10 protein-coding genes are annotated in these 12611 nt (G+C 72.8%); 4 read left to right on the plus strand and 6 right to left on the minus strand.

The window, feature by feature from the left end; all coding sequences use genetic code 11:
* Positions 1 to 102: 102 nt before the first annotated feature.
* The 4 genes from AC07DI_RS07235 to AC07DI_RS07250 all read right to left on the minus strand — a co-directional run bounded on the left by AC07DI_RS07235 (position 103) and on the right by AC07DI_RS07250 (position 4875).
* Complete coding sequence (locus AC07DI_RS07235; RefSeq protein ID WP_384256885.1) at positions 103 to 792, minus strand: copper homeostasis protein CutC; 690 nt, start codon at positions 790 to 792, stop codon at positions 103 to 105.
* A 148-nt stretch (positions 793 to 940) separates the two neighbouring features.
* Positions 941 to 3247, minus strand: coding sequence for a heavy metal translocating P-type ATPase (locus tag AC07DI_RS07240; protein WP_478902771.1), 2307 nt, complete (start codon positions 3245 to 3247; stop codon positions 941 to 943).
* Between the two features lie 181 nt (positions 3248 to 3428).
* On the minus strand, positions 3429 to 4076 hold the full coding sequence (locus AC07DI_RS07245) for a CatB-related O-acetyltransferase (protein WP_478902864.1): 648 nt from the start codon (positions 4074 to 4076) through the stop codon (positions 3429 to 3431).
* Between the two features lie 124 nt (positions 4077 to 4200).
* Positions 4201 to 4875, minus strand: a complete 675-nt coding sequence (locus AC07DI_RS07250; RefSeq protein WP_478902772.1) for a maleylpyruvate isomerase family mycothiol-dependent enzyme — start codon at positions 4873 to 4875, stop codon at positions 4201 to 4203.
* 129 nt (positions 4876 to 5004) lie between these two features.
* On the opposite strand from AC07DI_RS07250, the gene AC07DI_RS07255 reads away from it, so the two are divergent.
* From AC07DI_RS07255 to AC07DI_RS07270, 4 genes are all read left to right on the plus strand, one after another.
* On the plus strand, positions 5005 to 5658 hold the full coding sequence (locus AC07DI_RS07255; RefSeq protein WP_478902774.1) for an HD domain-containing protein: 654 nt from the start codon (positions 5005 to 5007) through the stop codon (positions 5656 to 5658).
* Between the two features lie 44 nt (positions 5659 to 5702).
* Complete coding sequence (locus AC07DI_RS07260) at positions 5703 to 6779, plus strand: GNAT family N-acetyltransferase (RefSeq protein WP_478902776.1); 1077 nt, start codon at positions 5703 to 5705, stop codon at positions 6777 to 6779.
* Positions 6780 to 6916: 137 nt separating this feature from the next.
* The gene (locus AC07DI_RS07265; protein ID WP_478902777.1) at positions 6917 to 7267 is read left to right on the plus strand and encodes a Pepco domain-containing protein; all 351 of its coding nucleotides are present in this window, start codon (positions 6917 to 6919) and stop codon (positions 7265 to 7267) included.
* 10 nt (positions 7268 to 7277) lie between these two features.
* Entirely contained in the window at positions 7278 to 11999 is a 4722-nt protein-coding gene (locus AC07DI_RS07270; RefSeq protein ID WP_478902779.1) for an HD domain-containing protein, read from the plus strand.
* Here the strand turns inward: AC07DI_RS07270 and AC07DI_RS07275 are convergent.
* Both AC07DI_RS07275 and AC07DI_RS07280 read right to left on the minus strand, forming a co-directional pair.
* On the minus strand, positions 11956 to 12222 hold the full coding sequence (locus AC07DI_RS07275) for a DUF4031 domain-containing protein (RefSeq protein ID WP_478902780.1): 267 nt from the start codon (positions 12220 to 12222) through the stop codon (positions 11956 to 11958). The two genes, AC07DI_RS07270 and AC07DI_RS07275, sit on opposite strands and share 44 nt — an antisense overlap.
* Complete coding sequence (locus tag AC07DI_RS07280) at positions 12219 to 12578, minus strand: hypothetical protein (protein ID WP_478902782.1); 360 nt, start codon at positions 12576 to 12578, stop codon at positions 12219 to 12221. Before AC07DI_RS07280 ends, AC07DI_RS07275 begins: the two co-directional genes overlap by 4 nt.
* Between the last annotated feature and the right edge of the window lie 33 nt (positions 12579 to 12611).

Genomic DNA, 12611 nt, shown 5'->3' on the forward strand with positions numbered 1-12611 from the left:
ATCAACTGTCGGACACCGGCCGTCACACATCAGCCGTCACACAGATGCCGCGCCGCATCAGTACGCATCAGCCGCCACACATCAGCCCGCACGCGGCAGGGGTCAGCCGTCGAGCGCCGTCCGCCACTGCGCGACCGCCGCGGCGCTCACCGGCGCGGACCAGCCGTCGGGCCGGGCGGCCCCGCCGATGTGGAACGCGTCGACGCCGGCCTCCCGCAGCCGGGGCAGATGGTCGAGGCGCAGGCCGCCGCCGATCAGGAGCTGCGGCGCGTAGCCCGGTTCGCCGCGCCGCGCCGCCTCCGCGCACAGGGTCGGCAGGCCGTCGTCGACGCCGGTGGCGGAGCCCGCGGTGAGGTAGGTGTCCAGGCCGGGCAGGTCGGCGAGCTGCTTGCGCAGGGCGTCGCGGTCGGCGGCGCGGTCGATGGCGCGGTGGAAGGTCCAGCGGCAGCCGTCGACGGCTTCGGTCAGCGCCTCGATGGCGGGCAGGTCGGGGCCGCCCGCCTCGTCGAGGAAGCCGAGCACGAACTCGTCGGCGCCCTCGCCGCGCAGCTCGTGGGCGCGGCGCACGAGTTCGTCGATGTCGCCCGCGGCGAAGCCGTCGGCGAGCCTGAGCATCACGCGCAGCGAGATGTCGACGGATGAGCGGATCGCGGCGAAGGTCTCACGGGACGGGGTGAGGCCGTCCGCGGCCATGTCGGTCACCAGCTCGAGGCGGTCCGCTCCGCCGGCCTGGGCGGCGACGGCGTCCTCGGCATCGAGGGCGATCACCTCCAGGACTGCACGCTTGCTCATGGATGTCTCTTCCTTCTGGTCGTGATACCAGGCACATGGGACACGAAGGTCTGCACATAGGTCTAGTCCAATTACAGCCTACGCGCAGATCACCCCGGCGCGAGCGGATCGCCCGTACCGGGGTGCTGGGACATATGTCCGGAACGTGTCAGGACAGCGGCTTGAACCGCCGGAGCCGCAGGCTGTTGCCGACCACGAAGACCGAGGAGAAGGCCATGGCGGCGCCCGCGATCATCGGGTTGAGCAGGCCTGCCGCGGCCAGCGGCAGCGCGCCCACGTTGTAGGCGAAGGCCCAGAAGAGGTTGGACCTGATGGTGCCCAGGGTGCGGCGGGAGAGCCGGATGGCGTCCGCCGCGGCGCGCAGATCCCCCCGTACGAGCGTCAGGTCGCCCGCCTCGATCGCGGCGTCCGTGCCCGTGCCCATCGCCAGGCCCAGGTCGGCCTGGGCCAGCGCCGCCGCGTCGTTCACGCCGTCGCCGACCATGGCCACGCTGCGCCCCTCGGCCTGCAGCCGCTTCACCACGTCGACCTTGTCCTGCGGCATGACCTCGGCGATCACGTTCTCGGGCGCGATGCCGACCTCGGCGGCCACCGACGCGGCGACGGCCTTGTTGTCGCCGGTCAGCAGGACGGGGGTCAGGCCGAGGGCGCGCAGCCGCTCGATCGCCTCGGCGCTGGTGTCCTTGACCGCGTCGGCGACCTCGAGGACCGCGCGGGCCTCGCCGTCCCAGGCGACCGCGACGGCCGTGCGTCCGGCCTCCTCGGCCGCGGCCCGGGCGCGCTCAAGATCCGCGGGCAGCCGGATCTCCCACTCGCCGAGCAGCCGCGTGCGCCCCACGAGGACCGCGTGGCCCTCCACGATCCCCTGCACGCCGAGTCCCGCGATGTTCGCGAAGTCCTCGGGGGCGGGCAGCTCGCCCACCTCCGCGACGGCTCCGGCGGCGACGGCCTGCGCGATGGGGTGCTCCGAGGAGTGCTCCAGCGCGCCGGCCAGGCGCAGGACCTCGGTGGCCGTGGTGCCGGGCGCGGTGTGGGTGGCGAGCAGGGTCATCCGGCCGGTGGTGACGGTGCCGGTCTTGTCCAGGACGACGGTGTCGACCTTGCGGGTGTGCTCGAGAACCTCCGGGCCCTTGATCAGGATGCCGAGCTGGGCGCCCCGCCCTGTGCCGACCATGAGGGCGGTCGGGGTGGCGAGGCCGAGGGCGCACGGGCAGGCGATGATCAGTACGGCGACCGCGGCGGTGAACGCGGCGGTCAGGCCCGCGCCGCCGGCGAGCCAGAAGCCGAGGGTGGCGAGCGCGAGGCCGATGACGACGGGCACGAACACGGCGGAGATCCGGTCGGCCAGGCGCTGGGCCGCGGCCTTGCCGTTCTGCGCGTCCTCGACCAGCTTGGCCATCCGGGCGAGCTGGGTGTCGGCGCCGACGCGGGTGGCCTCGACGACGAGGCGTCCGCCGGCGTTGAGGGTGGCGCCGGTGACCGCGTCGCCGACGGTGACCTCGACGGGCACGGACTCGCCGGTGAGCATGGAGGCGTCCACGGCCGATGCCCCCTCGACGACCTCGCCGTCCGTGGCGATCTTCTCGCCGGGCCGCACCAGGAAGCGGTCCCCGACCGCCAGCTCCCCCACGGGGACGGTCTCCTCACGCCCGCCCTCGCGCACCACCGTGACGTCCTTGGCGCCGAGTTGCAGCAGCGCCTTCAGCGCGGCGCCCGCCTTCCGCTTCGAGCGGGCCTCGAAGTACCGCCCGGCGAGGATGAACGCGGTGACTCCGGCCGCCGCCTCCAGATAGATGTTCCCTGCGCCGTCGCTCCTGGCGATGGTCAGCTCGAAGGGGTGCGTCATGCCGGGCATGCCCGCGGTGCCGAAGAAGAGCGCCCACAGCGACCAGAGGAACGCCGCCGACGTACCGACCGAGATCAGCGTGTCCATGGTGGCCGCGCCGTGCCGGGCGTTGGTGTACGCGGCCCGGTGGAAGGGCCAGGCGGCGTACGTCACGACGGGCGCGGCCAGGGTGAGCGACAGCCACTGCCAGTACTCGAACTGCAGCGCCGGCGCCATCGCCATCGCGATGACCGGCACCGACAGCAGGACGGCGGCGGTCAGCCGCTGCCGGAGCGACCGCAGCCCGTCGTCGCCTTCGCCGCCTTCGCCGTCCCCGGGGCCCTCATCACCTCCCCCCGGCCCGGTCTCCCTACGGGCGGGGGCGGGCTCCTGAGCGGTGTACCCGGTGGCCTCGACCGTGGTGATCAGATCGCGCACGGAGACGTCCTGCCCGCGGTAGCTGACCTTTGCCTTCTCGGTGGCGTAGTTGACGGTCGCCTCGACGCCGTCCATGCGGTTGAGCTTCTTCTCGATCCGGGCGGCGCAGGAGGCGCAGGTCATGCCCCCGATGGCGAGTTCGACCTCTGCGGCTGGCGAGGTGTCGGGGGTGCCGGGGGCGGTGGTGACCATGGCGGGGTCTCCTCTGGGCGGGAGGGAAGCCGATACCCGGGGCGGGTATCGCGGCCTGACGGCTCCATGTATACCCCTGGGGGGTACCAGGCGCAAGGGAATCCCCCTCCCGTCTTGATACCCCCCGGGGGTACAGTCCGCGTATGGATCAGACATTCAGTTGTACGAGAACTCCCGGAGGTCAGTCGCCCTCCGGGGCAGGGCCCTCCCCGGCGGGCGCCGCGCCCCCGGCCGGCGCCACCGCGGCCAGCTCGTCCACCGAGCCGGACATGACGGCCCGGATGTGGGCGGTCAGATGCTCGGCGGGCCAGTCCCACCAGGCCAGTTCGAGCAGCCTCTCGACGTCGTCGTCGCTGAAGCGGCGGCGGATCAGCTTCGCCGGGTTGCCGCCGACGATCCCGTAGTCCGGCACGTCGTCCACGACGACCGCGCCCGAGGCGATGACGGCGCCGTGCCCGATGCGGACGCCCGGCATGACGGTCGAGCGATAGCCGAACCAGACGTCGTTGCCGACGACCGTGTCGCCCCGCCCCGGCAACCCGCTGATCAGGTCGAAGTGCTCGCTCCAGGACCCGCCCATGATCGGGAAGGGGAAGGTCGACGGCCCGTCCATGCGGTGGTTGGCGCCGTTCATGATGAACCGCACGCCCTCGCCGAGCGCGCAGTACTTCCCGATGACCAGCCGCTCGGGACCGTAGTGGTAGAGCACGTTGCGCGTCTCGAAGGCGGTCGGGTCATCGGGATCGTCGTAGTACGAGAAGTCCCCGACCTCGATCAGCGGCGAGGTCACGAGCGGCTTGAGCAGCACCACGCGCGACTGGCCCGGCATCGGGTGCAGCACGTTCGGGTCGGCGGGCACGAGGGGCTCACCGGTGGCCGGGGCGGTGGCGGGGGCGCCCGAGGCGGCGCGGGCGGAGGGATCTGAGTGTTTCGACATCCCCCCATGATCCGCGTCAGCCGAAGAAGGCCAACTCCTTTTCGGTGGCGCCCGCCAGCTCGTACCGGGTGCCCGTCAGCGGCCGGCCCGAGCAGAGCCGGATCAGGGCCGGCGCGTCGCCGATGTAACGGGCCGGCGGGCGCTTGCCGTCGGCGACGCCCAGGACCAGCGGCTCGTCCCGGCCGTCGATGTCCGCGTGCAGCGGCGGCGCGGCGGCGGCCCGCGCCGACCTGCTGACCTGTCCGAGCAGGGCAAGCGCGTCGGCCAGCCCCTCCCCGCCGTACGCGCCCGGCTTCCCCCACGCCTCCCGTACGTCACCCGCGTGTATCCACTCCCCCAGCGCGACGGCGTCCAGACGCCCCCCGGCGGCGACCAGGGCCGCCCCGGCCTCCGTCATGCCGCGCTCCAGCTCGTCGACGACGCGGAAGACGGGCCAGTCGGCGCGCTCGGCGATGTCGCGGTCGTTGGACTCGGGGCTGAACACGCCCTCCTCGAACCGGTTCTCGACCACGCGCATCAGCGCGGCTCCGCAGTGCGCGAGCGCGTGCCGCACGGTCCAGCCGGGACAACAGGTGCGGATCGCGTACGCCTCGTCGGGCGCGGCCCGCAGCAGCGGGATCAAGGCGTCGCGCTCGGTGCGCAGGAGACGCCCGGCGCGCTCGGGTTCGTGGTTCTCGTCGATGTGAGTCATGACGGAAGCCAACAGGCAGGAGGCCGCCCCTGGCAACGGCAGGGCGATGCCGCGCACGGCAACGGCAGGACCAGGTACGCCGCCGCGTGCGTCGGCCCGCGCCTTCCGGCCGGCGGTTAAGGTCGCCGCATGGCCGACCACGACGACGAGCTGCACGCCGCGCTCCGCACCCGCTGGCACGCGACCCTGCTCCGGGCGAGCAAGGACGCCCCCGACCCCGCGCCCTACGCCGACCGGCTCCTGGCCCGCTGGTCCGAACCGCAGCGCAAGTACCACACCCTCACGCACCTGGCCGCGGTCCTCGACCACCTCGACGTCCTTCAGGAGCACGCCGACGACGCCGACCTCGTACGTCTGGCGGCGTGGTTCCACGACGCGGTGTACGCCCCCGACCGCTCCGAGAACGAGGAACGCTCGGCCCGCCTCGCCGAACGCGCCCTCACCGAGGCCGGGTTGTCGCGCGCCCAGACCGCCGAGGTCGCCCGCCTGGTCCGCCTCACCGTCACGCACGACCCCGCCGAGGGCGACCACAACGGCGAGGCACTGTGCGACGCCGACCTGGCGATCCTGGCGGCGCCCCCGGACGCGTACGCCGCCTACGCCGCCGCCGTCCGCGAGGAGTACGGCTTCGTGCCGGACGAGGCGTTCCGCCGGGGCAGGGCGGACGTGCTGCGCCAACTCCTCTCCCTGCCCCGCCTGTTCCGCACCCCGCACGGGGCGGCCGACTGGGAGGCGCCGGCCCGCGAGAACCTCGCCACGGAACTGGCCCTGCTCGCCCCCTGAAAAACTCGGCGGACGACCGGGCCCCACTCCCGTACTCTCTCCGCATGCTTCTCATGGGCGGGGACCGGATCGACGAGGCCGTGGCACACGCGGCGAAGGTGCTGCGCGCGGCGGCGGACCGCGACTGGAGTGTGAAGGCGGGCGGGCTCGACTGGAGCTGTCTGCTGACGGCCGAGCACATCGCGGGCGACTTCGTCGGGTACGCGGCCCAGCTGACGGGCCGGTCCACCAGCTCCTACGTCCCCTTCGAGATCACGCTCGACGAAGGCTCGGGCCCCGAGGACGCGATCCGGGTGATCGAGGCGACGGGCGGCCTGCTGGCGGCGGCGGTCCGTACGACACCTCGCGGCGTGCGCGCCTACCACCCCTACCCCGCCGGGTCCGCGGACGCGGCGGGCTTCGCGGCGATGGGCATCGCGGAGGTCCTTCTCCACACCCACGACATCGCCCTCGCGCTCGGCGTCGACGCGGAGCCGCCCACCCCCCTCTGCGAGGCGGTCCTCGGCCACCTCTTCCCGCACGTGCCGCCCACTCCCGCGGGCGGCACGCCGTGGACGACGCTCCTGTGGGCCACGGGCCGCGGCACCCTGCCCGGCCGGGCCCGGCTCCCCCAGTGGCGCTGGCGCAACGCCTCCTCGCTCCCCGCCGGCGACCTCGCCCTCCGCGAGATGACCCCCGCCGCCGCCGCTGACCTCGCCCTCGGCGGCGACGGCGGCCTCGACTGGCTCGGCGGCAGCCCCTTCGACGGGACGCGGACCGCCGCGGAGATGGTGACGAAGGCGTACGCCGCCGGGGTGCACCGGCCCGAGTGGGGCCTGTACGCGCTGGTCCGCACCGCGGACGAGGTGGCCGTCGGTGGCATGGGCTTCCACGGGCCGCCGGACGACAACGGCTGCGTGGAGGTGGGATACGACCTCGTGGAGGCGGCGCGGGGGCGTGGCTACGCCACGGAGGCGCTGCGCTCACTGTCGCAGTGGGCCCTGACACACCCCGAGGTCACGTCCCTGCTCGCCCTGGTCGAGCCGTCCAACACCGCCTCGCACGGGGTGGTCGCACGGGCCGGATACGTGCGACTGGCCGACCGGGACGGCAACTGGGCGTACGGCCTGCGCCGGGCGTGAGCGGCATCCTCGCCCGGGCCCGCCCGGGCCCGCCGCCGCGCGGCGGACGCATCCCCTCCGAACTCTCCGAGGTGAGCGCCAAAAGCCCTTCCTGGAACTAGAGTTGTGCCCCGGCGGCGCACGGACCAGGGGGCGGAATGACGCAGAACGACGCGACGGACCCGATCGAGGGGATGTCCCTCCCCTTCTGGGTCACGGTCACCGACGAGGACGCCACCGGCAACGACTCGATGGGCCTCTTCGACCGGGACGGCGACGCCGCGCTGCGCGCCGTCCCCCTCGGCCCGCTCCGCAAGAACCTCGCGGACACGGTCGACGCGCTGCAGCAGGTCTTCAAGGACGTGGCCGAACGGGACGACACGCTCGCGTTCACCGAGGCGCAGCTCTCGTTCCAGGTGACCGCGAGCGGCTCCATCCAGCTGATCGGCACCGGCCAGGTGCAGGGAACCAGGGGTCTGACCCTGACGTTCAAGCGCCCCTCGTCCTGAGCCCGCGACCGTGGCGCAGCACAGGGCCCTGCTGATCGGGGCGAGCGACTACGACGAGCCGCGCATCAACAGCCTGCCCTTCATCCAGGACGACCTGGTGCGGATGCGTGACGTCCTCACCGACCGCGGTTTCCGTTCGGTGGAGATCGTCGAGAACAAGCGGGGCATCATCCCCAGCGTCGTCAACGCCCAGGTCCGCGGCTTCTTGCGGGACGCCAAGCCGGACGACACGCTGCTGATCCTGCTCAGCGGGCACGGCCACCACTTCGAGGGCCAGGACTATCTGATTCCCGAGGACGCGACGTTCGACGTCGACCCGTTCGCCGACTCGTGCATCGAGATCGACTGGCGCAAAGAGCTGGAGGAGTCGCGCGCGGGGCACGTCGTCTTCCTCGTGGACGCGTGCCGCGAGGGCATCCAGCGGGATACCAAGGCGGTCGCGCCGGGCATCCAGCGCTGGTCCAAGCGGCAGGTGTCCGACTCGCTGCGCCGCAGGGTCGCGTACGTCTACGCCTGCTCCGCGGCTCAACAGGCCCTGTTCGTCCAGGAGTCGGAGTCACCGGCCCCCGAATCCGAGACCGGTATCCCGCCCGGCGAGTCGTTCAGCCTCTTCTCGCGCGCCGTCTCGGACGTGGCCGGACAACGGCCGCACGCGATGGACCTCCAGGAGTTCTTCGAGGAGACCCAGCGCCGCCTGGACACCCTGCACGCCGCGTACAAGCGGGACCGCACGCCCCAGCAGATCAAGGTGGTCTGTGAGATCGGCGCCACCGAGCGGAACTTCCCGCTGCTGCCGGGCCCCGACCGGCACACCGAGGCCCACCCGTGGGTCCGCTCGGTCGCCAAGCACCCCGTCTGGCAGCGAACGCGCCCCGGCCCGGCGCGGGACGCCCTGCACGAGCTCTGCGGCGCTCTCGCGAGCCGCCTCGCCGCCGGTTACGAGACGGCCGCGGCGGCGTTGTGCGGCGACCCGTGGCACGACGCCGCCCTGGCCCAGCGCGCCCATGAACGCCTCGGCTTCCTGACCCACCGGCTCAGGGACGACGTGGAGCTGTCGCCGACCGAGGCCGCCCTCGCCGTCCTGCTGCCCCTGGTCGAGCAGACCTTCTGGGCACAGGAGGCGGACCGCCGCCGAGGCGTCCTGGCGGAGGACGGACGGGGCGCGGACCCGGACCGCGACCGCTTCCGCAAATTCGCGCAGGGCTTTCCCCGGATCAAGCGCAGGCTGCGCGCCCTGGAGCAGGCGAAGCCCGCCGACGGCTCGGTGGAACGCATCCGCTGGTGGCTCTTCCACCGCTGGCTGATCCAGCAGCCCGAGGTGTACGCCGCCGAATCCCTGAAGGCACTCGTCGGCGGCCCGGCGCACACCTGCGACCACCCCCGCTGGGTGACCGAGGCGCTCTCCGAGAAGCGGTTGATGCGCTTCCTCCAGGAGCATCGCGCGACACCCTTCGCCACCTCGCGCGGTGACGGCCTCCACGACCACGACACGGTCGCCGCGAGCGCCGCCGACGAGCACGAGGTGCGCGAGCCGGTGGTCGCGGCGCTCACCAAAGCGGCGTACGCGATGGCGGTGGACCCCGTCGACCTGCCCGAGATCGTCGTGGAGCACCTCGGCATCTCCGACAGCGTGGACCTCGACGAACTGCTGACCACGGTGCGCTCCTCGGACTGGCGCACGTCGGGCACGGGCCGCTCCCTGAACGCGGTGTGCGGGCACCCGGCAGTGCAGATCGCTCTGCGCGAGCACGCGTCGCGGGTGGACGGTCTGCTCCGCGACATCAACAGCGCGAAGAACCCGACGCTGATGGCACTGGGCGGCCTGCCTCCCTATGCGGACGGTTCGCGCGTGCGCCTGGGCGGCAACACACCGGAACAGCTCGCCGACGGCATCCGTTTCCAGCTCGCGGAGGACCGGGTCCAGGAGCTGCTGATGGGCGAGGAGCTGTACGGAGAACGCGACTTGGCGGTCCGTGAGATCTACCAGAACGCGCTGGACGCGGTGCGCTACGCGGACCGTCGCCGCGAGTTCCTGCGCCGCACCGAGCGCCCGACCGCGCCATGGGAGGGACGGATCGAATTCGTCCAGGGCGTGGGGGACGACGACGGCCGCCCCTACCTGGAATGCCGCGACAACGGCATCGGCATGGGCGTACGGGAGCTGCGCGATGTCTTCTCCCAGGGCGGCGCCCGCTTCGTCGACCTCCCCGAGTACATCGAGGAGCAGGCGGCCTGGGCAGAGCTGCCCGAGCCGAGGATCGAGCTGTATCCCAACTCCCGCTTCGGCATCGGGGTGCTGAGCTATTTCATGCTGGCCGACGAGATCGTCGTACGCACGTGCCGGCTGGGCAGGGACGGCCGCCCCGGGCGGCTGCTGCAGGTGTCGATCGCCGGGCCGGGCAATCTCTTCCGGGTCGAGGACCTGGGGCCGGGAACGGAGTGCGGCACGACGGTCCGGCTGCTGCTGACCCGGCACAGCAGGCCGGTCTCCTGCGTGGACGTGCTGCAACAGGTGCTCTGGGTCGCCCCCTACCGCACGACGGCCGAGCACGGGGCGCGCCGCCATGAGTGGGTGCCGGGCGAGCCCTCGTTCGTGGGGGTGGAGATGGTCCAGAGGTCACCGCGGGAGAGCGTTCCGGCGAGCAGGCGCTGCAGCACCGTCCTGCCGTCGTCCGATCCCGATCTGTGGTGGGTGGACGGCCGGGGCTGGCTCCTCGCGGACGGCCTGTGGGCCGCCATGCGCAACTACGCCGAGCCGCACGGCTTTGTACTGAACCTGTACGGGGAGCGGCAGCCCGAGCTGAGCGTCAGCCGCTCCAGCATCCAAGGATTCGACTGGGAGCACGTCAAGGAACGTGTCATCACGGCCGTGCCCAGCCTCTTCACCTCTCCGCGCCCCCTGCCGACGGTGTCCTGGCTCACCCGGCTCTGCGAATTGTCCGTGGACCTGGCCGACTGCGTCGCCGATCACGCCCGGCAGGCGGACGTGCCGTGGAAGATGACCGACGAGATCGTCCTGCCCTTCGGCGCGGTCGGCTTCTTCCCGCCCGACGCGGCACTGCTCCCCCTGGTCACCGGCGACTTCACCGGGCAGGCCTCCCCGGGGGCGGCGTCGTACTTGTCCAACGTGCCATCGCCTGTGCTGCGTTGGCGTCTGGCGGCGCTGTACCGGGCGGGTCTCGGCGTGCCGCTCACCGGTGAGATCCCGGACATGCCGGATCCGTGTGCCCGCCCGTCGGACGTGGCGCTGCTGAGCAGGGACGGCAGGTTCGAGCGCTGGGACGATGACTTCGCCGCCTGGCAGCAGGGCTCGAACAGGTCCGGGATACACCCGTCGCCGACCCTGGTCCGGACCGGCGCGCCCAGCCTCAGGCTGCTGTTCTCCTGGTGGGATGCGAACACCACGTTCACGGCCGACGACATCTTCCGGCGCGTCGCGCACACCGAACTGCCCGCCGCGGAGGTGACAGCCCGTCTCACCGCTCTCGGTTACCGCGTCGAACCTCTCCACGGATGCTCGGCCGTCCGCCGGGCGGACCTCCCTCTGCTGGCCACCGCCCCCTTCGGCCACTGGCTGGCGCCGGGGTCGACGCTCACCACCGCGCAGGTGTGTGTCAGCGCGGTACGCGCCGACTGGCCGACCCAGCAGGCCGTCGAGCGGCTGCGGGAGCTGGGCTTCACCGTGCCCTCGGACGTCCCCGTCCGGAAGACCTGGAGCGATGAGGATCGGGCGGTGGTCCGGTACTGGTGGTCGGCGCGCTCCGAACCCCCGCCCTCAGGCGCACCGCACCGAGTCTCGTCCGCCGAACTGGCGGTCGTTGCCTACGGCTCCGGCCTCTCCATCCGGCAGACCGCCGAACTCCTTGCCGGCCTCGGATTCGGCGTCGATGCCCCGGAGACCGAGCTGACCGACGACGACCGGTCGCTCATGGACTACGAGGGAACGCAGCCCTCCCCGTACAGCCCCGTGCCGTGGGCCTATGTGGTGGCTGTCGCCGGTCGGTTCGGGTCGCTGGAGAGCGCGGCGGACCGGCTGCGGACGCTCGGCTTCGAGGTCTCTCCTCCCCGGCCGGCCGAGGAGGGGCTGTCCAAGAGCGACATCGAGTTCCTCGGTCCGCTGGCGGGTGTCGGCCGTGAGGAGCCACCCCTGTCGCTGCCCGACATCGCGGAGGTGGCACAGGAAGCCGATGTCTCGCTGGCCGAGGCAGCCGAGCGGTTGACGGCTCTGGGGTTCACCTGCGCGCCCGATGCGGCGGTGCTCGCCTCGCTGCGGCCCGAGGACATCAGCGTCGTGCGCTACGGGTACGGCGTACCCGACCCGGACCGCCACGGCCCGGTATCCCTCCCCGACCAGTACGCCATCGCCCTGCACACCGGCCAGTACGCGGATATCGACGACATGACGCGGGCCCTGCACGGCCTCGGCTACGAGCTGGCCCCCGGCACACCGGAGTGGAGCCGCGCCCGCGACGCCGAGTGGAGCCTGACCCGGTCCCTCGAGAGCGGCACCCCGGACCTGGCGCTGGGCGACGAGGACCACCCTCCGCTCACCCTCACCACCCTGGTGACCGTCGCCGCCCGGCTCTTACTCCCGTTCCACGAGGTCGCCCGCGGGGCCACCGCCCTCGGCCTGCGCCACGAAGCGGAGGGCTGGTTCGCCCCACCGGAGGGCCCGGCACCCGGAACCGCTACGCCGGGCGTCCCTTGGGCCGTCGCAGGCCCGCCCCCGTGAGCCTGCGCACCAGTTCCTTCGAGCCGATCTCCACGGCGCCCGCCCGTACCGCGTCCGCGTACCGCTCCGAGGGCACGTCGTAGTGGTCGCTGTCGAAGGCGCGGGGCGGGCAGCCGAGGGTGGCCGCGAAGGCGTGGAGTTCCTCGTACGACACGTCGCTGACCAGGTGGGACCACATGCGGCCGTGGCCCGGCCACGTCGGCGGGTCTATGTAGAGCGTCATGCCGTCAGACCGCCCACCGGCGCCACCACGACCCCCGCCTTGCCGCACACCCAGTGCGGATCGGCCCCCAGCTCCGGCTCCACGTCCAGCGCGTGGGGGTCTCCCGAGCCGCACACGGGGCACAGCGGCCACCGTCCGTAGCGTTCCAGGAGCGCGTCCTGGACGTCCTGGGCGATGAGGCCCGCGACGTACGCGACGCCCTCCGGCCACTGCTCGACCCACCAGCGGCGGTGCGCCACCGCCTCCTCGACCATCGAGACGACCTCGGCCTCGGCGACCTCACGGGCGACGAGGTCGGCGAGGACGAGTGCGCGGGCGGCGTGCAACGCCTGCTCCAAGGGGTCGATCGCGTCCATGCAGCCCATTGTCACCCGGTACGCGGCGACCGC

The sequence above is a fragment of the Streptomyces sp. NPDC044106 genome, from assembly GCF_056433985.1.

Bases quoted from the DNA above. Each gene is read 5' to 3' on its own strand.
- AC07DI_RS07235 (WP_384256885.1), bottom strand. From the start codon at position 792: ATGAGCAAGCGTGCAGTCCTGGAGGTGATCGCCCTCGATGCCGAGGAC.
- AC07DI_RS07240 (WP_478902771.1), bottom strand. From the start codon at position 3,247: ATGGTCACCACCGCCCCCGGCACCCCCGACACCTCGCCAGCCGCAGAG.
- AC07DI_RS07245 (WP_478902864.1), bottom strand. From the start codon at position 4,076: ATGCCGGGCCAGTCGCGCGTGGTGCTGCTCAAGCCGCTCGTGACCTCG.
- AC07DI_RS07250 (WP_478902772.1), bottom strand. From the start codon at position 4,875: ATGACTCACATCGACGAGAACCACGAACCCGAGCGCGCCGGGCGTCTC.
- AC07DI_RS07255 (WP_478902774.1), top strand. From the start codon at position 5,005: ATGGCCGACCACGACGACGAGCTGCACGCCGCGCTCCGCACCCGCTGG.
- AC07DI_RS07260 (WP_478902776.1), top strand. From the start codon at position 5,703: ATGCTTCTCATGGGCGGGGACCGGATCGACGAGGCCGTGGCACACGCG.
- AC07DI_RS07265 (WP_478902777.1), top strand. From the start codon at position 6,917: ATGACGCAGAACGACGCGACGGACCCGATCGAGGGGATGTCCCTCCCC.
- AC07DI_RS07275 (WP_478902780.1), bottom strand. From the start codon at position 12,222: ATGACGCTCTACATAGACCCGCCGACGTGGCCGGGCCACGGCCGCATG.
- AC07DI_RS07280 (WP_478902782.1), bottom strand. From the start codon at position 12,578: ATGGACGCGATCGACCCCTTGGAGCAGGCGTTGCACGCCGCCCGCGCA.